Genomic DNA, 22197 nt, shown 5'->3' with positions numbered 1-22197 from the left:
CGCTCCCTTTGGTTTTATACGCGCTGTTTGTTAGCGCTTTCTGACTTGCTTTTATTTTAGCTGAACTTTTGCTATATGGTTCGTCAATTTTTTTTCAAATCTCTAAGAAATTGACGAAATCCACTATTTAAAGCGTTCACGGATCATTTTTTTGATTGTCTCACGATCATAAGCAGTCCCTAATTCACTGATTCGATAGGTCGGTGTTTTGGTCTCGATGGCGTAATTCGCCAAGATCAAATCATATTCTTGTTCTGGACGATAGCGTTCGACAACTACGCCATTCAAATTTTTGAGATACAGCAGCCACATATAATAGAGGGCTTCTTTAAATAGCTCATCCATTTTCAAGGCGATCCCAACACGAAATTCTCGATTGATTTGATAGTCGATGATCGTGATGACACTCAAGTATTTGACCATCGTCATCATCAGTAGACTATTTTTCTCGGACGGCTTGATATTTAACTCTGTTAAGGCCTTACCTAATAGTTCATGACTGATTTGCTGAATGTTGCGGCTGGATAACTGCGCTTCCAGCTGCCAAATATTTTCTCGATCAAAAACTTCCACATCCCCTTTGAAAAAATAGACGCGGCTGTGGATCTGCAGCAGGTGACCATAGCAAGTGGCTTCCATTTCACGAGGAACAAACGATGGGCGGTAAAGATGCAAAATATGTTCCAAAATCAAGGTATCCGTCAAGGCAGTTGGCGTAAACCGAGAACGCTGCAGCATATACACCTGCAGATCGTGTTCGGATAACACCGAGAACGACAACAAAAAAACAAAATGCAGCATCGCCTCCTCTTCTCTGACTTCTAATGCGTAATGGCCAAAGCCACGAAATACCAACTCACGTAATTGTTGAAACAAAGGGTCTTTCATGTAAGGTGCCATTTTCTCCCGTAAAACTTGAAAGGATTGAGTAGCAATTTTCAGTCGCGCTTTCATGATCCTCAGCCATAGGGACAAGCGCTGCTGGGCTTCTTTCGTAAAACGCATGTTCAGGCCGCGAGTGATCAGACCGACATATTTCTCATCGATCGGCAATGGCTGACTGTCAAAAGAATGAACATACCAAAAGAGTTCAAAATAGAAATAACGAATCTGCGTTTCTTCCCCAATCAGCTTTCCTTGCCAGATCTCTAATTCAAATTCTGCTAGCAAGCCATTTAGCTCTTTGATTTTGCGAAACAAGGATGACTCGCTGACCGCTAATTTTTGTGCCAGCTGGACAGTGGTCACCTCTTGATGCTGCAAAAGATGCTCGAGGATTTGAAATTTCAATGCTGACCGATAAAACGCCCATTCGATTTGATTGAGGGAAAAAGTGGGACTCATTTCAAAGACCAGGACACCTTTTCGATAATACAACTGACACTGCTCTTGGTAGTGAGCCAACTCATCTTGCAGCTCATCCACATACTTTTCCAGAGAAGGCTTACTGATGCCAAGATAGAGCGCTAATTCATGTAGCTCCATTTGACCGCCAACTAGTAAAAGTTTTTTGAGCAGCTGCAATTGTTTTGCTTCTTTTTTTTCTAATAACTGATCAAGTCTCATCGGCATCACTTCCCGACCATATGAAGGTTTGATCCAACACATTCGTGAACCGTGGATGGAAGAAAAAGTCTTTTTGGGTCAGCTCCTCCATCGTTGCCTGCTGCTCGATCGCAAATGCTAGTAAATTGAGTTTTTCCAAAATATTGGCTTTTGATAATAGCTGCGCACCAACGATTCGGCCGCTGGCTTGTTCGATCATCACTTTTCCATGGACCTGCGTCGAATCAAAAAGGGAAACGGTAGTCGTAAAAGTGTGACAAACGATCGGTGATTCATAGAAAAACTGATCCGACTCGGTCAAGCCGGTACTGGCTAAATACCACTCAAACAATTGTGTACCGACTGTCCGCAATCCACCACGAAACGGGGTCGTTTTGTTTGCTAGATTGCGAGCTGCCGCAATCCCTGAGCGAACAGCATTATTGACTAAGGGCATGTAGACCGTGTCTTTCGTAATAGCATTTGGAATTTGGATCAAGTCGCCGACCGCAAAAATATCCGTGGCAGAAGTTTCCAAGTAGGCATCTGTCCAGATAGTTTGATCACTGTGTAATTCAAAGACCGTAAATGCCTCTGGCAAGCGAGGATGAACGTTAACTGTCGTCAATACCAGATCGCTTTCATAACCTTGATCGGCGGTTTCGATCCGAAAGCCTGTTTCCGTTTTAACGACTGCCAAAGTTGGCTCCGACCAATGCAGCTGCAAGTTGGGGCTTTTTTCGATCTCCGTTAAAAAGGGCTGCAAAAAATCGCGATCAAAGTACTTGAACAAAGGATATGACATTGATTCGATCACACTGACTTTTTTTCCGATCGCCGTCAAGGTATTCGCCGCTTCCATCCCCGCTTGACCAGCACCGACGATGGTAATCAACTCTGCTTGGGGCAATTGCTGCAAGAAATGCTTCGCTGCTTCATATTCCTTGTAGGTCAGTGGTGCTTCTTCTGGTTGTGGCAAAACAGTGGAATCTTGACTGGAGCCTGCTGCCAAGACGAGTCGATCATAACTTAGTTCCCGTTTATCCGTTCGAATCCGATGATCCGAAGGAAAAATCTCCAGAAGCGTTTCTTCTAAGGCAACGTCGATCGTTTCTGCCTCCAGCTGCTCCTTCGTACAAAAGAATGCTTCTTCTAGCGAAGCGATCCTGCCTTCGATCAGCAATAACAAGCCGCTTGGAACAAACCCAAGATGGGCTTTTTTTTCTATCAGTAGAATCTCTGCGTCAGGGTATAATCGACGTGCTTCGCGGGCGCAGCTGACACCACCAAAAGACCCACCTATAATTATGATTTTCATTGGATCACCTCTCTCCTTTAGCTTAAATGAAACGCTCTCATTTGACGAGTAAAAAGCTATCTTCCTTACTATTATTTTGTTAACTGCGGTAAAATAAATGAGACCTATGCTACACTATACGCAAAGGAGTGTTCAAATGGTTTTCTTTTATCAATTCATGCTAGGATTGTTTGCCAGCATATTCGTTGCAGCGGCAGCATTCGTCTTTCAGTGGCTGACTATTTCTGGCGCACTGGCTGCGATTCTTTGCGGCACACTGGTTATTGGCTTTGGTCCGTGGTACAGCATCTTTTTGATTGGCTTTTTCTTTGCCAGCTCTGGCATCATTGGTCTTTTAAAGAAAATACGCCGTCAGCCAGAGTCAGCGGTGCTTGCCAAAGGTGCTCGCCGTGATGCAAAACAAGTCTTTGCGAACATCGCACCCAGTATCTTTGCGCTCCTGCTTGCCTTTGGGACGAAAGAACCGCTATTCCTTTGGGGATTTGTGGCGGGAATCGCTAGCTGTACGGCTGACACTTGGGGCTCAGAAATCGGCGTGCTGAGTCCAAGTCCACCGCGTCACTTACTAACGGGAAAAAAATTACCACCGGGACTTTCCGGCGGTGTCAGTTGGTTGGGAACTGCCGCTTCCCTAGCAGGGAGTCTCGCCATCACTGGTTTATTCGCAGCAGCCTTATGGTTGAACGGCAAGCCGTTCTCCCTTGATCTCTGGTTGACTTTGACTGCTTTAGGCTTTTGCGGTAGTCTTTTGGACAGCTTACTGGGCGCAGCGATTCAGGTGCGCTATCAATGCCCAGTCTGTCACCAATACACCGAAAAAAAAGTCCACCACGACGTTGCGACCAAGCAAGTCGGCGGTCTTTCCTTTGTAACGAATGAAGGGGTCAATTTGCTGACTTCAATAGTGATCGTTATTTTGACTGTGTGTCTCTTTTACTTAAAAATGTCTAACGCATCATAAAAAAGCAGCAAGGCATCTCACTAATGTGATGTGTCTTGCTGCTTTTTGATTAATGACTTTAGTCAGTTTCGTTCGCGTAGCGTACGAAACAAAAAAACCGCGCGTTTCTACGCGTGGACGAAATAGCTTTAGCGATAAAAAACTCCTTTCGATATACTAATAGTGGCTACCAACCGCATATCAGATCGAAAGGAGTTTTTTTATGTCTAACGACGATAAAAGTTTAGCACATACCAGATGGAATTGTAAGTATCACATAGTCTTCACCCCGAAGTATCGACGAAAAGTGATTTATGGAAAGTTAAGAGTAAGTATTGGTCAGATATTAAGAAAATTGTGTGAGATGAAGGATGTTGAAATCATTGAAGCTCATGCCATGCCTGACCATATTCATATGTTAGTAAGAATACCACCAAAGATTAGTATTTCTAGTTTTATGGGCTACTTAAAAGGACGAAGTGCAACCTTAATCCATGAAAAACATGCGAATTTGAAATATAAGTATGGGAATAAAAGCTTTTGGTCCAAAGGATACTACGTGAGTACGGTTGGGTTAAATCAAAAAACAATCGAAAAATATATTCGAGAACAAGAAGCAGATGATCGAATAAGAGATAGTATAAGTAAACAAGAGTATGTAGATCCATTTAAATAGTTAAAGAGAGATAGGGCTGTGAGCGGTTGGTGGTCATTTAAAAAGCCCCTTTTAAGGGGCTAGCGAGTGGTGAGCCCTTCTAGGGCTGTTAAAAAGCCACCCGTTTCACGGGTGGATATTTACTCAATACCCGTTAAGCAATATCCACCAAGCGGATCTTCGTGACATTTTTGTAGACAGACAATTCTTCGATCACTTCAGAAAAGCCTAGTCCTCGCGGGAGATCAATCGTATAAATGTTGGTATAAATGCGATAGTCTTCCATGAATTTGACATCAAAATTGACATCTTCGATCACGATATTTTTCTCTTGGAAGTACTCCGTCAAAAACTCTTTGGTCTCGGTGCGATGAATGTACTGGATCTCCAATTTCTTTGCTGTTGGTACGCGGACGATCCGCTTAACGATCGTCAATGCAAAGAAGATCCCGATAAAACTACTTAATGCGATGGTGTAAAAGCCCATCCCGATGGCAATTCCTAAACCGGCGATCGCCCATAAGGAAGCAGCCGTCGTCAACCCCGTCACCGAGCGCTTCGTCACAATGATCGTTCCGGCGCCTAGAAAACCGACCCCGCTGACGACTTGCGCAATCAATCGTGCTTCGTCCGAACGAATCACGCCTGCTAAATCTGGATGATCCAGCGCATCTCGCATGGCACCTGTGGCGATCTCCACTTGGATCAAAGCAATGACACAAGCCCCCATGCAAACCAAGATATGGGTTCTAAGACCAGCTGGTCGGCTTTTGTACTGCCGCTCGTACCCAATCGCGCCACCCATGACCATCGCCAACAGCAACCTCAGTGCTACTTCAGGAATGGATAAATGCATATCAACCATTTGCATCCCTCTTTTCTTCGTATTCTCTCTTTTAACTATAGCATCTCTGATGGAAAAAAGGAAAAAACATCGCTAGAGCAGCCAAATAAAAAAAGCCTCCTCAGAAATAAGCAAGATAGATCCGAACCATCGCTCGCAGCTGCGCTGGCATTACTGCACAAGCACAGGGGGAAGCTGCAAGGATGGCGCGTTTTCCTTCTGACTTATTTCTGAAAAGGGCTGATTTTGTTTTACAGGTTGCTGGCAGCAGCCTCATCGATGATCACGATCACGTCATCATGCTTTTGTAAAACAGAAGCTGGTAATTCGTTGGTTACGGGTCCTTCGATCATTTTTTGGATTGCATCCGCTTTGACTTCGCCAAATGCCATCAAAATGATTTTTTTGCTTTGCATAATTGAACCGATCCCCATGGAAATCGCCGTCGTTGGGACGTCTTCGACTTTATCAAAGTAGCGTTTGTTGGCATTGATGGTTGATTCAGTCAAGTCAACGACTGAGGTCGTTCCTTCAAAGGATGCACCAGGTTCGTTGAAGCCGATATGTCCGTTTTGACCGATACCCAAGATTTGGATATCAACTGGGTGATCCGCAATCACGCTATCGTAGCGTTGGCATTCTGCTTCTAAGTCTTCCGCTTTGCCGTTTGGTACGAAGGTTTCTTTGAATGGTTTTTTATTGAATAAATGAGCATTCATGAAGTAGCGATAGCTTTGTTCGTCTTCGCCGCCTAGTCCTACGTATTCATCTAAGTTGACTGAAGTCATTTCTGAAAAATCAACTTCACTGGCAGTCATTTCTGCATAAAGGGTCTCTGGCGTGCTTCCTGTTGCTAAACCTAGCACTTTGGCGCCATTTGCCATACCTTCTTGTATCAATTCAAAAGCTTTCTTTCCGCCTTGAGCAGCATCTTTAACGCGAATAATTTCCATGATCAGCGCTCCGTTTCTATTTGGTATAGTCCAATAATACCACAGGTTGTGTTTGATTACAATAATTAGTCTAGACCAGATGACGATTTTTTCTTTATCACCAATCAAAAAAAGACGAGCTCTGGAATGAGCTCGTCTCTACTCGTATTCTACTTGCTTACCAATTCGTATAAACATCAATACCGCTATGACCGACACCTGTGTCATAGACTTTATAGGCACCTAAAGATGATTGACCAGTCGATCCTTTCGGTTGATTGTCGCTGGCAACAACGATGTACCCATCGGCATCACGGATCGTTCCGTCAGAGGCTACATGGCGTCCAGGGATGTTCAATCCGCCTCCTGGCAAAACTTTTTGTGAGTAGTACGATTCTCTCACACCATTGAAGTAGTTGATCCCATCCACTGGATTCAAGACTCCAGAACCAGCACCAGGAATGCTTGAACGGGTTTGACTCACGTTAGCAGTCGCTGTAGATTCACTTTTTTCTGTGCTTTCTTTCGTACTTGTTTCTTTGTTTTCTACTGATTGGCCATCGTTAGAAACCAACAATGTTTCGCCATCAAAAATCATATTTGGATTTTCGATCGAATCATTCAAAGCTAAAAGGTCTTCGATCGTTGTTTGATAAGTAGCAGCGATCCCAGATAGGGTGTCTCCTGGTTCGACAACATGGGTTTGTTCTGCTGCTGAAACAACTGTTCCTCCAACGAATAAACCAAATCCTGCAACAACTGTAAATGCAAATTTTTTCAAATGAAAAAACCTCTCTTTTGATTATTTGTCCCGCTATCGGGCACAAGTAAGAGAATAACATTACAATGTTGCAGGAAGGTTTCAGAAATGTTTTTCATTATCACAATTGTTAAACAGAAAATTACAAGCTTTTTGATAATAAACAGTAAACTTACAATATTGTTATCCATTTCGATGAATGATTTTGGCTCCATCATGCTATAGTAAACCCAGTAATTGAAAGGATCGATGCACATGAAAAAACTACTTTTGACGCTTGGCGTTTTGATTTTAGCAGTAGGTGGCTATTTTGGCTACACTTACTATACAACAACTTATCAAGGGATAACGGCCTATGCCATCACGCCCAACAAAGTCCCAGAAAAGACCCAAACGTACAGCGATTCCGGTGAAAAAATCGATGGCTCCTTTACGTATAAGTACACGTTTGAGTTTGTTAAGAAAAACGGCGAGAAAGAACTCATGACCTATGATCTTTCTGGTGAAAATGTGAAGCCATTCGCGCCAAATACCTTAGTCAAAGCAGAGATCAGTAAAACCCGTGTCATCTCGGGTCCCAATGAAGTCCCTCAATCAGAAGTCCCAGCAAAAATACTGTCTGAGCTGGAAACCTTTGACGAATAAGGACTTCTTACAAGAAACTTTCTACTTTTTAAGGTTCATTTTACTTTGACCGGCTATGCTAGCTTTATACCAAAACTATTTTTCTTCCTCTTACCAGTCCTCGCCCGACTGGTATTTTTTTATTTTTTCCCAATGATCAGGCAAAATTTACGCGCCTTATAGACAGAACCGCTCTAGCTTCGCAATGTTTTTCTGTTCAAATTTTGATCAACCAGTTATTGACTATCGGAAATAAATAAACCGAGAATTATTAGGATAAAAGCTGAGTTCATCATAAAAAAACCGCTAGATTGTTTATCTCTAGCGGTTTTCTTGCGATTTTAGTATAGTTCCAAGTATTGTTCTCTTTCCCACTCGGAGACTGTTTGGCGGAAGGCTGCCCATTCTAATCGTTTTGCTTCGACAAAGTTGGCATAGATGTGTTTGCCTAAAGCATCGATCATCACTTGATCTTTGCGCAATGCTTTGATGGCATTGTGGATCGTTGATGGCAGATCTTCGATTTGTGCTTCTGCACGTTCTGTTTCGTTCATGATGTAGATGTTGCGGTCGACTGCTGGTGGTGGTGTCAACTCACGTCTAACGCCATCAAGTCCTGCTTGCAGTAAAACAGCCATTGCTAAGTATGGGTTGGCTGATGGGTCAACCGAACGCAATTCCAAACGCGTTGACAAGCCTCTTGATTCTGGTACCCGAATCAATGGTGAACGGTTGCGTCCTGACCATGCCACGTATACAGGCGCTTCGTAACCTGGCACTAAGCGTTTGTAAGAGTTGACGGTTGGGTTGCAGACAGCTGTGTAAGCACGGGCGTGTTCGATCAAACCGCCTAAGAAGTGATACGCTGTTTGGCTTAATTGCATTGGCCCTTCTTCATCAAAGAAGACATTTTCATCGCCTTTGAACAAGGACATGTTGCAGTGCATGCCTGAACCGTTGATGCCGAATAATGGTTTTGGCATGAAGGTTGCATGCAAGCCGTGTTTACGAGCAATGGTTTTCACGACAAGCTTGAAGGTTTGGATGTTGTCACATGCTTCCACTGCATCCGCATATTTAAAGTCGATCTCGTGTTGCCCTGGTGCCACCTCATGGTGAGACGCTTCAACTTCAAAACCAAGGCTTTCTAATTCTAATACGATATCGCGACGGCAGTTTTCCCCTAGATCGGTTGGGGCAAAATCGAAGTAGCCGCCTTTGTCGTTTAATTCCGTTGTGATTTCGCCTGCTTCATCTAATTTGAATAGGAAAAATTCTGGTTCAGGTCCAAGATTGAAAGAAGTAAAACCAAGGGATTGCATGTCAGCTAATGCCCGTTTTAAGTTGCCGCGAGGGTCGCCTGCAAATGGGGTGCCATCTGGATTGTAGATATCACAGATCAAACGAGCCACTTTGCCATGTTCACTTTCCCAAGGGAAGATCATCCATGTCGACAAATCAGGATACAGATACATGTCACTTTCTTCAATACGGACAAATCCTTCAATAGAAGAACCGTCAAACATCATTTTGTTTTCCAGTACTTTATCTAATTGACTTACAGGTACTTCAACGTTCTTGTTTGTTCCTAAAATATCAGTAAACATCAAGCGTAAAAAGCGCACGTTCTCATCCTTTACGATTTGTTTGATGTCTTCGGCAGTTCTTTCAAATTTTGGCATAGTATCCCTTCCTTTTTCCCAATTCTTTTTTTATATCACAGCAATGATCTACAAATGTTCTACATTCGTGGACCTTTTTGCTGGTATGGCTGTTGTTGATTCAATCCACCTTGAGCCAAGAGTTCATCATAAAAAATTCGACGAACATCTTCATCGGTCAGCGGCGGTTTGTTCTTCGCTTCTTTTTCTTTGGCAACTTTCATTTCATAAACTCGTTTGATCCCAGCCATGTTCAGTCCATCGGAAAGATAGTCTTTGATCTCTAGCAAGGTATCAATATCATTCAGCGAATACATGCGTCGATTGCCATCGCTGCGTTCCGGGTGGATCAATTCTTGTTCTTCGTAATAACGAATTTGACGGGCGGTGAGATCGGTCAATTTCATGACTGTTCCGATAGGAAAGACTGACATTGAGCGCCGCAATTCTTTTTCCCGCATAACTTGGCTCCCCTCCGTTTCAATGATGCTGCGTAACTTTATGGAAACTATACCAATTCTTTTTTTGCGTGTCAACCCCTCATGTTAGAAAAAGTGACATGAATGCAAATTTTTTTGATTTTTTCATTAGGTCCTTGATTTGATCGTATGTTCAAGCAGTTGTTTTTATGGAAGAAATGGTGCTTTAGCCAAAAATGTTCGGTTTTTGCGTTCAAAGCAAGCCAAACCACTTATACTTCATAATTTTGTCACGACAAAAAAACGGTGCATCGGTTGCACCGTTTCTGCTTATTCCTGTTCTTGCGCCATTCTGCGTAGTGGATAGGTATCCTCCAGCGCAAATCCTTTGATATGATAGGTCTGTGTTGCTTCATCGAAGGCATTGCTCAAAACTAGTGACTCCCGTTTTAAACGATTCAGCGCATTGCCTTCATCGGCTTGCAGAACCAGATGATAAGGCTGCATGATCTGCATCAACTCCATTTTGATCGCCTGAGTCAAGCGTTCTTTGCCTTTGGTACTCTTTGCCGAAATCAAGACGTTGGGAAAGAGCGTTGGGACAAACTGATCGGCGTCGATGCGATCCGCCTTATTATAGACCGTCAACATCGGTAATTGGGTCAAAGAAAGTTCTTCCATTAACTTCAAGACGGTCTCCTCTTGCTGAACCCGTTCTTCGGAACTGGCATCGACGACATGCAGCAAGAAGTCCATGTTTTGACTTTCTTCCAGTGTGGAATGAAACGCATCGATCAATTGGGTCGGCAATTCTTGGATAAAGCCAACCGTATCGGTAATGGTGACTTCAAATCCTTCCGGCATCCGCCAGCGTTTCGTCAAAGGATCGAGTGTTGCGAACAGCTGGTCTTGTTCATAGGTATCCGCACTGGTTAAAATATTTAAAATAGTTGATTTTCCGGCATTGGTATAACCAATCAAGCCCATTTGAAAGACTTGGCTGTCTTTGCGCTTTTGGCGTGTCCGGTCTCGATGGGCGGCCACTTCCTTCAATTCCCGTTTGATGATGGTGATGCGGTTGCGGATGTGTCGACGATCGGTCTCCAGCTTGGTTTCCCCTGGCCCTCTCGTTCCGATTCCGCCCCCTAGCCGAGACATGTTCTTTCCTTGCCCTATCAAACGTGGAAGCAAATAATCCAGCTGCGCCAATTCTACTTGTAGCTTTCCTTCTTTGGAACGGGCACGCATCGCAAAAATATCGAGGATCAGCTGGACGCGATCAATCACTGGCACTTCTAGCGCATCACCGATCAACTGGCTTTGCCTTGGTGTCAGTTCATGATTGAAGATCACTAGATCTGCTTCATGTGCTTCTGCCAACTGCTGCAATTCCGCAACTTTCCCCTTGCCAATCACGGTTTGTCGATCGACTTGCTGCCGTTTTTGCACCAGTGAAAAAACAACTTCGCCATTGGCGGTTTTTGTTAAGCTTTTCAATTCTTTCATTGACGAATCAAAATGAAGATAGTTTTTCTCCGTTTCTACTCCGACAAGAATCACACGTTCTTGGCTCATCTTTTCTCCTCCAACCATTGGTTGATTTCTGTTTCAAGGGTACGTTGTTCTTCAGGTTGTCTCACTAAATCAATCCATCGGGGCTGTGCTCGGTTATTGAACCACGTCAGCTGCCGCTTGGCGTAGCGGCGTGAGTTTTGCTTGATTTGCTCAATGGTTTCATCCAATGTGGCCTGCCCGTGAAAATAGGGCAAAAATTCCTTGTAGCCGATCCCTTTTGCGGCTTGCGTTTCTGGATACTGCAAAACAGCTTTTGCTTCTTCGATCAAGCCTTGATCCATCATTAAGTCCACTCGCTGATTGATTCGCTGGTATAACAATTCTCGCTCAGTGGTTAAACCGATCATGAAGAAATCGTACAAAACTTGCGGTGTTTCTTTTGGTGCAGCAATACTTTCGCCAGTCATTTCAAAAACCTCCAACGCACGAATCACTTTCCGCTCATTGTTGTAGTGGATCTTCGCTGCTGCCAAGGGATCGACCGCCTGCAGCTTTTGCCACAGAGCTTCTTTGCCGATGGCTGCTGCTTCTTGTTCATAGCGCTGACGAATCGTTGGGTCGCCTTCTTCTGCCCCTAAACGAAAGTCATACAAAAGCGCTTGGATGTATAGCCCTGTCCCCCCCACAACGATCGGCAGCTTTCCTTGCTGCTGGATCGTCTCAATGGCCTCACGCCCCATTTGCTGGAAATCAGCCGCAGAATACGTTTCCGTCATTGCACGAATATCGATCAAATGATGAGGAATCCCTGCCATTTCTTCCTTCGTCACTTTCGCGGTACCGATATCTAATTGTCGATAAATTTGCATGGAATCCCCGCTGATGATCTCCCCATGGTATTTTTGAGCTAATTGGATACTCAAGGCGGTTTTACCGACTGCGGTCGGTCCCACGATCACTAAGACTTTTTTCATCCTTTTGTTTCCTCGCGGACCTGCTGCACAATTGCCCGAGCGTTTTCTGGAAAATCGGTGATGATCCCGGTCAACCCCAAAGCCAAGCAGGTGCGAATCGCCGCTTCTTCATTGACAGTCCACGGACGGATCGCAATCGGAAAATCAGTCAAGACCGTTGCTGTCTCTTGGACCCAGCGATAGGCCGGATGAATTCCTTCGATATACGGTCGGCTGAGCGCCAACGGTGGTTTGTCTTCCCCGCGTCCCATAATAAAATCAAGGATCGCATCCGGTTCGATCGCATGCATCCGATCCAAAGTCTCGATATTAAAGGAACAATACCAATGAGTAAAAGGCCATTCTTGGCTATTCAATAAATCGGATACTTTGGCTTCGATTCCTTCATACTCATAATGATCGGTTTTTAATTCGATCGTCAAAATGCCACGATAATTCTTCGCTGCAAGTAAATCCAACACTTCTTTTAGCGTGGGGACTTTGGCGGCTTGGAATTCCTCAGAAAACCAGCTGCCGGCATTGAGTTCTTTTAGTTCAGCAACCGTCAGGTCACAGATCCGACCTTTGCCGTTGGTCGTTCGATCAACCGTTTCATCATGCATGACGATCAAGCCGCCATCTTTTGATAGATGTACATCTAACTCAATGATATCAGCTTTGACCCGCACCGCTTCCGCGAATGCCGGTAGCGTGTTTTCAGGTCGGTTGCCGCTACTCCCGCGGTGGGCAACGATTTGTACCATCATTCTTTCACTCCATTCTCACTCTTTATTTTACCATGGAATCTGCTAGAACCAAAAAGCCTCTGTTTGTTTTGATCCTTTTAAGGGGACAGCGCTTTGTTTCGGTCAAAGAAAAACACTCTTACTATGATCGCAGTAAGAGTGTGTGTGATCAGTTGAAAAAGTGCAATCGTCGATACTATGGTTTGGTTACCTTAACCAAGGCGACCGACTGACCAGAAGAATCAAATCGTTTTTGAAAAATAGGTCAACGGTTCGCTCGTCATGTTTTTCATTTGGTTTTTACGCTCATTGACCATTTCAACCAATTGATCAAGGAAATTTTCCATAATGATCCGACCGCCTTTATACGTATACCCACCGATCTTAACGGTTTCCTCTGGCGACAAAATCACCCGACGTGTCCCGATTTTTTTGAAAAATTCTTCCAAGAAAAAATTCGGTAGATAAAAACTGTTTTGCGCCGCAAAAGATTGTAGATAGGCAAAATCATCGATGGTGATATAACAGTCGTCAAAGGCATCAAAGCTGACATACTCATCCATCAGCATGACCCGTTTTTGTAGAATCTCACTGATTTTTTGATTCAATAAAACCAGCGTTTCGATTTCTTTGACTTTATGCTCCAACAAACGGCGTTGTTTTTCTTTTTGTTCCTCATACCGTATGCGTAAATTAAAAATGATGGTTACTAACAATGCGCCCACTAAGACGCCAATCAAACCTGCTATTGCTACTGCCATTCTTCGATCCTTCCTCATTCCTTTTTTAATATTGTATCATATTTGAAAGTTTCGCAAAAAAGATAACGAACTTTTTATTTGACCTTTCTTGACCTAATCGGTATACTATCTCTTAGATATTGCGAAAACTTTATGCTAAACTATATCTATAACGATTTTTAGGAGGACTATCACTATGAATTTAATTCCTACTGTCATTGAACAATCATCTCGCGGTGAAAGAGCGTATGACATCTATTCTCGTCTATTAAAAGACCGGATCATTATGTTGAGTGGTCAAGTAACCGATGACTTAGCAAACTCGATCATTGCTCAGCTTTTATTCTTAGACGCGCAAGATTCTGAAAAAGACATCTACTTGTACATCAACTCGCCTGGCGGAAGCGTTACTGCTGGTCTAGCGATCTTTGATACCATGAACTTTATCAAAGCCGATGTCCAAACCATCGTTATGGGGATGGCTGCTTCTATGGGTTCATTCTTATTGACCGCTGGTGAAAAAGGCAAACGCTTTGCGTTACCAAATGCCGAAATCATGATTCACCAACCATTAGGTGGCGCACAAGGTCAAGCAACTGAGATTGAAATTGCTGCCCGCCACATTTTGGCAACCCGCGAACGTCTGAACAAAATCTTGTCAGAACGTACTGGTCAACCAATCGAAGTGATTGAACGCGATACCGATCGCGACAACTTCATGACCGCACAAGAAGCCAAAGACTACGGCTTGATCGACGAGATCATGGAATCAAACAAATTGAAATAAGCTTGCATAAAAAGGTGTACGAAGCAATTCGTACACCTTTTTGCGTCTTTTGGTTCATCGTCAGACTTCGCCATATTGGCCTTGTTGGTAAGCATGCCCATTTTCCACGTAATGCGTGATGTTTGCCTGATTTTTGGCGATCTCTTCTTCTGTCAACGGACGGATCACTCGTGCCGGACGACCAAACGCCAACACATTAGGAGGAATGACGGTTCCTTCCGTCACTAACGAACCGGCACCTAACAAACTATTTTCGCCGATCACGGCATGATTCAAAACGATCGAGCTCATGCCGACCAGCGCCCCTTTTTTGATGGTACAGCCATGGAGCATACACTGATGCCCAACAGTCACATCGTCTTCAACGATCGTCGGGGCATCGTGATCAACGTGGATGATCGTTCCATCTTGAATATTGGTACGCGCGCCGATTTCGATTCGATTGGCATCGCCTCGAATCACTGCTTGAAACCAGACCGTACTATCTTTTCCTAGAGTCACGTTTCCTACGATCGTCGCATTTTTTGCCACAAAACAAGGTGTCGCTTGCGGCGAGGCGGGCGAAACTGTTTTTTGGGTTTCATTCCCTGATTGTTCTTTGTCCATCAACTTCTCCTTCCAATCCATAAACGGATCTGCGCTTTCTTTTTTCACTATAGCACCACCCTTGCTACAATGCAAAAAGAGCGCCAGTCAGACTGGACGCTCTTTTCGGCTTACTCGGCTTCTTCTGAAAATTGACTTTGATACAGTTGGCTATAAAAGCCGCCAGCTGCCAACAAGGTCTCGTGATTGCCTTTTTCAATGATCGACCCTTGATCCATCACTAAGATCAGATCCGCTTCACGAATCGTTGACAAACGATGGGCGATCACAAAGCTGGTACGACCTTCCATCACTTTATCCATTGCTTTTTGAATCAGCGCTTCTAAGCGGGTATCTACCGAACTGGTGGCTTCATCGAGAATCAAAATCTTCGGATCAGAGATGACTGCCCGGGCGATGGTCAACAATTGTTTTTGTCCCAAAGAGACATTGTCGCCTTCAGAATTGATGATCATCTCGTAGCCATCTGGCATCGTACGAATGAAGTGATCCACATTGGCGGTTTTCGCTGCATCAACGACTTCATAATCGGTGGCATCTAATTTCCCAAAGCGAATGTTATCGCCGATCGTGCCTTCATACAACCACGCATCTTGTAAAACCATCCCAAACAGTGAGCGGACATCGTGACGTTCCATCTTCTTCGTGTCGATGCCGTCGATCTTGATGGCCCCTTCATTGACATCATAAAAACGCATCAACAAATTGATCAAGGTTGTTTTCCCAGCACCTGTTGGTCCAACGATCGCCACAGTTTGTCCAGCTTTGACTTCAAAGTTCAAGTCTTTGATCAATGGTTTTTTCGGATCATAGGCAAAGCCGACATGTTCAAAGGTCACGTCGCCTCTGATTTGTTCCGGCAATTGGATATCGGTTCGATTGACTGGCTCTTCTTCCTCATCTAAGATTTCAAAGACCCGTTTTGCTGCTGCTGAGGCACTTTGCAAGACGGAAGACAACTGGGTAATGTTCCCCATTGGCTGACTGACTTGCCAAATGTATTGAATGAACGCTTGCAGCTGACCAACAACGATCACGCCGCTGATCACGTAAAAACTACCCATGACTGCCATTGCGATATAGGTAAAGTAAGCAGTCATTTGCACCAGTGGCATCATCAATCCTGACACAAAGGCAGAACGAAAGCCATAATAGCGCAACTGGTGGTTAACGTTTTTAAACCCTTCAAGTGTTTGCTTTTCCCGTCCATACACTTTCAACACACTGAATCCAGTCATGTTTTCTTGTACGTAGCCGTTCAGATCTCCTAACGCATTTTGCATGCCTTGGAAGTCCTTTTGCGACTTTTTGACGATTGTGCGAGAAATCAATAAGGAGGCTGGGATCATGATCAATGAAACCAATGCCATGTAAGTATTGATATAAAACATCATAGAAACCGCCATAATGATTCCTAAGAAGGCATTGACGATCCCGATCAAGGCTTGCTGCATCGCACCGCTGACGGCATCCACGTCATTGGTCACCCTTGACAGGATATTCCCTTGCTGGTTGCGGTCGAAGTAAGAAACGGGCAGACGATTGATTTTTTCTTCAATGTCTTGCCGCAAATCTCGCATCGCAGATTGGACAACGTTGGTGATCAGCAGCCCTGACATCAATTGTGAGAAACAGTAACCGACACCAACGACTGCGATCCAGATCAAGCAAAGGATCACGTAATCAAAATTAACGCCTTCGCCTGCAGCGATGTTGCGGCTGATCTCTGTCGTCGGTAATCCAGAAACATACGGCATTGCCGCATTGAAGCCGACGGTTGCAACTGTAAACAGCAAGACTAGGATAAATTGTACTTTGTACGGTTTGATGTAAGCACCTAACCGTTTTAAAGAAGAGATTGCTTTCATTGTGCCAACTCCTCCTCTGATAATTGTGACGCCGCAATGTCGTAGTATACTGGACAAGTTTGCAGCAGTTCTTTGTGGGTACCGATCCCAACCACATCGCCTTCATTCAAGACGACGATCTTATCGGCATTCATGATCGTTCCTACTCGTTGAGCAACGATCAAAACGGTCGATTCCGTGGTTTCTTTTTTCAAGCGTGCCCGCAATTTTGCATCCGTTTGGTAATCCAATGCAGAAAAACTATCATCAAAAATATAGATCTCTGGTTGGCGAATCACCGCACGGGCAATCGCTAGACGTTGTTTTTGTCCGCCAGAGAAGTTGCTTCCGCCTTCTGCCAAATGAGCATCAAAGCCATCTGGTGTGCGAGAAATGAAATCGGCCGCTTGCGCAATCTCGGCTGCTCGTTCCAGCTCTGCTTGCGTGGCATCTTCTTTCCCATAGCGCAGGTTTTCTGCGATCGTCCCTGTAAATAGCAACGCTTTTTGAGGGATAAACCCGATCTTGTTGCGCAAAGTCGTTAAACTGTAATCCCGAACGTCAACGCCATCCACCAAGACTTGGCCTTCACTGACGTTGTAAAAACGCGGAATCAATTGGATCAAGGTCGATTTCCCGCTCCCGGTACTACCGATAAACGCCACAGTTTCACCTGGTGAAGCGGTAAAGCTAACATTACGAATCACTGGACTTTGGGCATGTCCCGGATAAGCAAAGGTAACATTTTTAAATTCCAAGAAACCTTTTGTCTTAGTTTCTGTCACTGGCTGTTCTGACTCTTTGATTTCAGAAGTCGCATCTAACGCTTCTTGGATTCGGCGAGCAGAAACGGCCGCTCGTGGATACATCGTAAAGACGGTCGCAAACAGCATGAAAGAAAACAGCGCATGGAAGATGTATTCGATAAACGCAATCAAGTCACCGACTTGCAGTTGCCCTTGATCGATTTGAATACTTCCCGTCCAAATAATCAAGATCATCACGATATTGAATAAGAAGAAAAAGCCCGGTTGTGCCGTTGCCATCAAGCGAAACAAGCTGCGAGAACTAGACGCATAGGCTTGGTTGACTTTGCCAAAGCGTTTTTCTTCAAATTTTTCATTGACGAAGGCACGGATCACTCGTAAACCAGAGAGATTTTCCCGCAAAATGCCATTGATTTTATCTAGATTGGCTTGTTGCTTGGTGGATAATGGTTCCGAGATTTTGGCAATGGCGATGACTGCCATCAGCAATATCGGCAATGCCCCCAAAACATACAACCCTAGTTGTGTACTTGTCCGCATGACCATGTACAAGCTGACCACAAACATCATGGGTGTCATCAAACCCGTCCGTAAGATGCTTTGCATAAACAGCATGATTTGATACGCATCATTGGTCACACGGGTGATCAATGATGAAACCCCGATTTTTTCATATTCAGTATGTGAATAGCCTTGGACTTTTTCAAAAAGATCGTCACGAATATCTGCCACAATGTTAGTGGTGATACGTGACGTGAAATAGCCTAACAAAATGTTCATCGTGATCCCCACAATGGTGATCGCGATCATCGCCGCACCCATTTTCCATATGTAGTCGCGATCACCAGCGGCGATCCCTTTGTCGATCATTCTTGCCAATAACGTCGGCAAACCTAATTCAATCAAAATAAAACCAAAAACACAGATGAAATTAAAAACCAGCAGTTTTTTGTTTTTCATCGTATAGTGCCACATTAATTTCAAAAAATCCCCTCCTTTTTTACTTCATTACTTCTACTATAGCATAGGAATATTCTTATTGTAATGCACTTTCAACGAAAAAAAGTAAACTTCGGAAATAGTCGTTTCATTTTCTTTCAGTAAGCCTTTTCAAAAATGACGTGTTTCTATACTTATTCGTTTTTCTGTGATAAACTAGTGATACTTGTAGTGGAACGACTTACAAACCCGGTGAATTTTTTATGACGACATTTGGAAAGCAAAGACGAGGCTTTCTCTTTTTTCTCACAACGATTGTCTGAAAAAAGCATGCAGCGGCTCTCGAAGCCTTCTTTTCAGGTCACTTTATTCGGACCTCGATTTTGTGATGCAGCGAATTCATCAACCAAATAGACTACTGCGAAAAGCAGATAAAGGAGAAAAGATATGATTTACAAAATTTATTACCAAGAAACAAAAGACCGCAACCCAAAGAGAGAACAAACCCACTCTTTGTACATTGAAGCAGACGATGCAGTGATCGCACGCCGTCTAGTGGAACAAAATACCCCATACAACATCGAGTTCGTTCAAGAACTAGATGAAAAACATTTAGCTTACGAAAAAGAAAACGCTGATTTCAAATTAGCGGAGTTTTAAGATGAAAGTTTCGCTGAAAAATAATGAGACCGGCGTATTCGGCGTCGGTGGACTTGGCGAAATCGGAAAAAACTGTTATGGGGTTCAATTCCAAGATGAGATCATCTTAATTGACGCGGGAATCAAATTCCCCGAAGATGAACTGCTTGGGATCGACTATGTCATTTCCGATTATAGCTACATCGTTCAAAATTTACCGAAAGTCAAAGGCTTGATCGTTACTCATGGTCACGAAGACCATATTGGCGGAATCCCTTACTTGTTGCGGGAAGCCAATATCCCAATCTATGCGGGACCATTGGCACTTGCTTTGATCACCAACAAATTAGATGAGCATGGCTTATTGCGGGACGCGGAATTACACGAAATCAATGAAGATACGGTGATTCGTTTCCGTAAAACGTCCATCAGCTTCTTCCGAACGACCCACAGTATCCCTGATGCTTTAGGTGTCGTTGTCAAAACGCCTTCTGGCAATATCGTCGCAACTGGCGATTTCAAGTTTGACTTTACGCCTGTGGGCGAACCAGCAAACTTGCACAAAATGGCAAAAATTGGTGAAGAAGGCGTCCTTTGCCTCCTTTCCGATAGTACCAATGCAGAAATTCCAACCTTTACCAAATCAGAAAAAACGATCGGCAGCTCGATTCAAAAGATTTTTGAAAAAATCGATGGTCGGATCATTTTTGCCAGCTTTGCTTCCAATATTTTCCGGCTCCAACAAGCTGCAGATGCGGCGGTTGCGACTGGACGTAAAATCGCCGTTTTTGGACGCAGTATGGAAAATGCGATCGTCAATGGACAGCGCCTTGGCTATATCAAGGTGCCAGATGGTACATTTGTGGAATCTCATGAGATCAATCGTTTGCCTGCAAATGAAACGATGATCCTTTGTACGGGTTCTCAAGGAGAGCCGATGGCTGCTTTGAGTCGGATTGCCAACGGGACTCACCGTCAAATCCAAATTCACCCAGATGATACCGTGATTTTCTCAAGCTCACCGATTCCAGGAAATACCACGAGTGTCAATCAGCTGATTAACTTGCTGTTGGAAGCTGGCGCAAACGTGATCCATGGCAAATTGAACAACATCCATACTTCTGGTCATGGTGGCCAAGAAGAACAAAAACTGATGTTGCGTCTAATGAAGCCAAAATTCTTCATGCCTGTCCATGGGGAATTTCGGATGCTGAACATCCACACCCAACTGGCACAAGATGTCGGTGTACCAAAAGAAAATTGTTTCATTATGGAAAATGGTGACATGTTGGCCTTAACAGCGGATACCGCTCGCTTGGCTGGTCATTTCAATGCCAATGATGTTTATGTCGACGGCAGCGGTATCGGTGATATCGGGAATGTCGTCTTACGAGATCGTCGTATTCTTTCAGAAGAAGGCCTCGTCTTAGCGGTAGCGACAGTCGATGTGGCGAAGAAAGAAGTTCTTGCTGGACCAGATATCCTTTCTCGTGGGTTTGTTTACATGCGGGAATCCGGCGAGATGATCAACGAAGCCCAACAAATTCTCTTCCGTGCGTTGCGAGAAGTCTTGAACCAACCAGACCCAACAGAGCACAAATTAAGAGAAGCGATGTCATCGGCTTTACAGCCATTCCTATTTGAAAAAACCGAGCGTCATCCAATGATCCTTTCAATGATCATGACACCGGATGATTTATAGTCTCACATGCAAGGGGAGTTCTCAGGTTACTGGGAACTCCCCTTTTTCCTTTCCGTTGCAAAAAGCAAAAAAAGACCATCGAATCGATGGTCTTTTGGGTTTTTGATTTCAAAGTGCTCTTACTGGCAGTTTGTTTGAAAGCTTACGCTTTGTTTACGTTAACTGCTTGAGGTCCACGATCAGAATCTTCCACGTCGAAAGTTACTGCTTGACCTTCTTCTAAAGTTTTGAATCCTTCACCTTGGATCGCTGAAAAGTGTACAAATACGTCTGTACCGTCTTCGCGAGAGATAAAACCAAACCCTTTTTCAGCATTGAACCATTTTACTGTACCTTGTTCCATTATAAAAAAACCTCCTCGTGCATAAGCACTTAATTATGTGTAACATTGCCTTTGTGCGATAGAGGCCTAACGTGCGTTTCAACATCTATTCAGCAAACAAAATTACAATAATATTTTACACTTGCCCGTATTTTTTTGCAAGACAGACGATTAGACAATTCACCTTTATTTTTAATAATGTTCGCAAATTAGCCGTTGTGTCAGCAAATTTCTTGATGCCAGAGGCCTTCTTCTCGCAAACTAACATAGGCATTGTCGCCAATAATTAAATGATCCAGTAGTTCGATCCCCATCAAGTCTCCGCACTTGATCAAGCGGCGTGTAAACAGCAGATCTGCCTCTGAGGCTTGGGGACTACCGCTGGGATGGTTGTGAACGACGATCACTCGTGCGGCACTGTAGCGTACCGCCCAATGAAAAATCTCCCGTGGGTGAGCGATCGACTGATTCAACGATCCGATGAAGATCGTCTTTTTTTGAATGATCTCATTTTTGGTATTCAAATAAATCCCGAGCAAGTGCTCCTGACGAAAGTCTTTTAATTCTTGGATCAGCTGATGAGCGATCGCCATACTGGAGTTGATCTTGCCGTACTTTGGTTGAACAGACCGCTGGATCCGCACACCTAATTCAATCATCGCTTTGATCTCGATGGCTTTGGTTTGTCCGACGCCGCGAATTTCTTGTAATTCATCGATTGTCGCTTCTTTTAATTCATACAATTCTTCAAAACGATTCAAGACACTAGCCGCTAATTCCAAGACATTTAGGGGCCGTGAGCCAGTCCGCAACAAAATTGCCAACAGTTCTTGGTTCGAAAGGGCATCAACCCCATATTGCACTAAGCGCTCTCGTGGGAACGAGCTTTGGGGAATCTCTGTTTCATTGATCATAAAAAAACTCCTTTGCGTCGGT

General features: G+C 44.0%; 22 protein-coding genes. 6 read left to right on the top strand and 16 right to left on the bottom strand.

Translation table 11 applies throughout. From position 1 onward, the window contains the following. Window positions 1-123: 123 nt before the first annotated feature. On the bottom strand, window positions 124-1566 hold the full coding sequence (locus tag IGJ17_RS03240) for a helix-turn-helix domain-containing protein (RefSeq protein WP_086333035.1): 1443 nt from the start codon (window positions 1564-1566) through the stop codon (window positions 124-126). Then, on the bottom strand, window positions 1556-2863 hold the full coding sequence (locus IGJ17_RS03235) for an FAD-dependent oxidoreductase (RefSeq protein WP_429961068.1): 1308 nt from the start codon (window positions 2861-2863) through the stop codon (window positions 1556-1558). The genes IGJ17_RS03240 and IGJ17_RS03235 overlap by 11 nt, the downstream gene beginning before the upstream one ends. Window positions 2864-2999: 136 nt before the next feature. Here IGJ17_RS03235 and IGJ17_RS03230 point away from each other — a divergent pair, with 136 nt between their 5' ends. Both IGJ17_RS03230 and tnpA read left to right on the top strand, forming a co-directional pair. Continuing rightward, window positions 3000-3824: a DUF92 domain-containing protein gene (locus tag IGJ17_RS03230; protein ID WP_086333033.1), complete on the top strand. Its 825-nt coding sequence runs from the start codon at window positions 3000-3002 to the stop codon at window positions 3822-3824. A gap of 202 nt (window positions 3825-4026) precedes the next feature. Continuing rightward, on the top strand, window positions 4027-4479 hold the full coding sequence (tnpA, locus tag IGJ17_RS03225) for an IS200/IS605 family transposase (RefSeq protein ID WP_008382269.1): 453 nt from the start codon (window positions 4027-4029) through the stop codon (window positions 4477-4479). Window positions 4480-4612: 133 nt separating this feature from the next. Here tnpA and IGJ17_RS03220 read toward each other — a convergent pair whose 3' ends face one another. From IGJ17_RS03220 to IGJ17_RS03210, 3 genes are all read right to left on the bottom strand, one after another. After that, entirely contained in the window at window positions 4613-5323 is a 711-nt protein-coding gene (locus IGJ17_RS03220; protein WP_008377072.1) for an MgtC/SapB family protein, read from the bottom strand. Window positions 5324-5553: 230 nt separating this feature from the next. Continuing rightward, window positions 5554-6255, bottom strand: a complete 702-nt coding sequence (gene nagB / locus IGJ17_RS03215; protein ID WP_005225171.1) for a glucosamine-6-phosphate deaminase — start codon at window positions 6253-6255, stop codon at window positions 5554-5556. Window positions 6256-6412: 157 nt separating this feature from the next. Next, complete coding sequence (locus IGJ17_RS03210) at window positions 6413-7015, bottom strand: LysM peptidoglycan-binding domain-containing protein (RefSeq protein ID WP_016620555.1); 603 nt, start codon at window positions 7013-7015, stop codon at window positions 6413-6415. Window positions 7016-7249: 234 nt separating this feature from the next. On the opposite strand from IGJ17_RS03210, the gene IGJ17_RS03205 reads away from it, so the two are divergent. Beyond that, the gene (locus IGJ17_RS03205) at window positions 7250-7639 is read left to right on the top strand and encodes a DUF1093 domain-containing protein (RefSeq protein ID WP_005237494.1); all 390 of its coding nucleotides are present in this window, start codon (window positions 7250-7252) and stop codon (window positions 7637-7639) included. Between the two features lie 320 nt (window positions 7640-7959). On the opposite strand, the gene glnA is transcribed toward IGJ17_RS03205, so the two are convergent. From glnA to IGJ17_RS03175, 6 genes are all read right to left on the bottom strand, one after another. Continuing rightward, window positions 7960-9300, bottom strand: coding sequence for a type I glutamate--ammonia ligase (gene glnA, locus IGJ17_RS03200; RefSeq protein WP_005225167.1), 1341 nt, complete (start codon window positions 9298-9300; stop codon window positions 7960-7962). Between the two features lie 59 nt (window positions 9301-9359). Continuing rightward, complete coding sequence (locus tag IGJ17_RS03195; protein WP_005225166.1) at window positions 9360-9740, bottom strand: MerR family transcriptional regulator; 381 nt, start codon at window positions 9738-9740, stop codon at window positions 9360-9362. A gap of 288 nt (window positions 9741-10028) precedes the next feature. After that, the gene (gene hflX / locus IGJ17_RS03190) at window positions 10029-11273 is read right to left on the bottom strand and encodes a GTPase HflX (protein ID WP_005225165.1); all 1245 of its coding nucleotides are present in this window, start codon (window positions 11271-11273) and stop codon (window positions 10029-10031) included. After that, the gene (miaA, locus tag IGJ17_RS03185; RefSeq protein WP_008377061.1) at window positions 11270-12187 is read right to left on the bottom strand and encodes a tRNA (adenosine(37)-N6)-dimethylallyltransferase MiaA; all 918 of its coding nucleotides are present in this window, start codon (window positions 12185-12187) and stop codon (window positions 11270-11272) included. The genes hflX and miaA overlap by 4 nt, the downstream gene beginning before the upstream one ends. After that, window positions 12184-12933 carry a glycerophosphodiester phosphodiesterase gene (locus IGJ17_RS03180; RefSeq protein ID WP_016611940.1) on the bottom strand — a complete coding sequence of 250 codons (750 nt, stop codon included), beginning with the start codon at window positions 12931-12933 and terminating at the stop codon, window positions 12184-12186. The genes miaA and IGJ17_RS03180 overlap by 4 nt, the downstream gene beginning before the upstream one ends. Window positions 12934-13154: 221 nt before the next feature. After that, entirely contained in the window at window positions 13155-13673 is a 519-nt protein-coding gene (locus IGJ17_RS03175) for a hypothetical protein (RefSeq protein ID WP_008377057.1), read from the bottom strand. 175 nt (window positions 13674-13848) lie between these two features. Here IGJ17_RS03175 and clpP point away from each other — a divergent pair, with 175 nt between their 5' ends. Next, window positions 13849-14439: an ATP-dependent Clp endopeptidase proteolytic subunit ClpP gene (gene clpP, locus IGJ17_RS03170; protein ID WP_005225161.1), complete on the top strand. Its 591-nt coding sequence runs from the start codon at window positions 13849-13851 to the stop codon at window positions 14437-14439. Window positions 14440-14499: 60 nt separating this feature from the next. Here clpP and IGJ17_RS03165 read toward each other — a convergent pair whose 3' ends face one another. The 3 genes from IGJ17_RS03165 to IGJ17_RS03155 form a co-directional block, all read right to left on the bottom strand. Continuing rightward, window positions 14500-15093, bottom strand: a complete 594-nt coding sequence (locus tag IGJ17_RS03165; RefSeq protein WP_016611938.1) for a gamma carbonic anhydrase family protein — start codon at window positions 15091-15093, stop codon at window positions 14500-14502. Window positions 15094-15155: 62 nt separating this feature from the next. Beyond that, window positions 15156-16913 (bottom strand): ABC transporter ATP-binding protein, encoded by a 1758-nt coding sequence (locus IGJ17_RS03160; RefSeq protein WP_005237514.1) that lies wholly within the window; start codon window positions 16911-16913, stop codon window positions 15156-15158. After that, complete coding sequence (locus IGJ17_RS03155; protein ID WP_429947065.1) at window positions 16910-18643, bottom strand: ABC transporter ATP-binding protein; 1734 nt, start codon at window positions 18641-18643, stop codon at window positions 16910-16912. The genes IGJ17_RS03160 and IGJ17_RS03155 overlap by 4 nt, the downstream gene beginning before the upstream one ends. Before the next feature lie 402 nt (window positions 18644-19045). Between IGJ17_RS03155 and IGJ17_RS03150 the strand changes: the two genes are divergently transcribed. Beyond that, window positions 19046-19258 carry a DNA-directed RNA polymerase subunit epsilon gene (locus IGJ17_RS03150; RefSeq protein WP_005225157.1) on the top strand — a complete coding sequence of 71 codons (213 nt, stop codon included), beginning with the start codon at window positions 19046-19048 and terminating at the stop codon, window positions 19256-19258. Window position 19259: 1 nt separating this feature from the next. Next, window positions 19260-20939, top strand: coding sequence for a ribonuclease J1 (rnjA, locus tag IGJ17_RS03145; protein ID WP_005225156.1), 1680 nt, complete (start codon window positions 19260-19262; stop codon window positions 20937-20939). A 142-nt stretch (window positions 20940-21081) separates the two neighbouring features. On the opposite strand, the gene IGJ17_RS03140 is transcribed toward rnjA, so the two are convergent. Beyond that, on the bottom strand, window positions 21082-21282 hold the full coding sequence (locus IGJ17_RS03140; protein WP_005225155.1) for a cold-shock protein: 201 nt from the start codon (window positions 21280-21282) through the stop codon (window positions 21082-21084). Window positions 21283-21482: 200 nt separating this feature from the next. Next, window positions 21483-22175 carry a RadC family protein gene (gene radC, locus IGJ17_RS03135; protein ID WP_429947066.1) on the bottom strand — a complete coding sequence of 231 codons (693 nt, stop codon included), beginning with the start codon at window positions 22173-22175 and terminating at the stop codon, window positions 21483-21485. Window positions 22176-22197 lie beyond the last annotated feature (22 nt).

The organism is Enterococcus sp. DIV1096b (assembly GCF_050498765.1).
In the GTDB taxonomy this organism is placed as follows: Bacteria; Bacillota; Bacilli; order Lactobacillales; family Enterococcaceae; genus Enterococcus_D; species Enterococcus_D entomosocium.
This window is presented reverse-complemented; position numbering and strand designations above follow the sequence as displayed.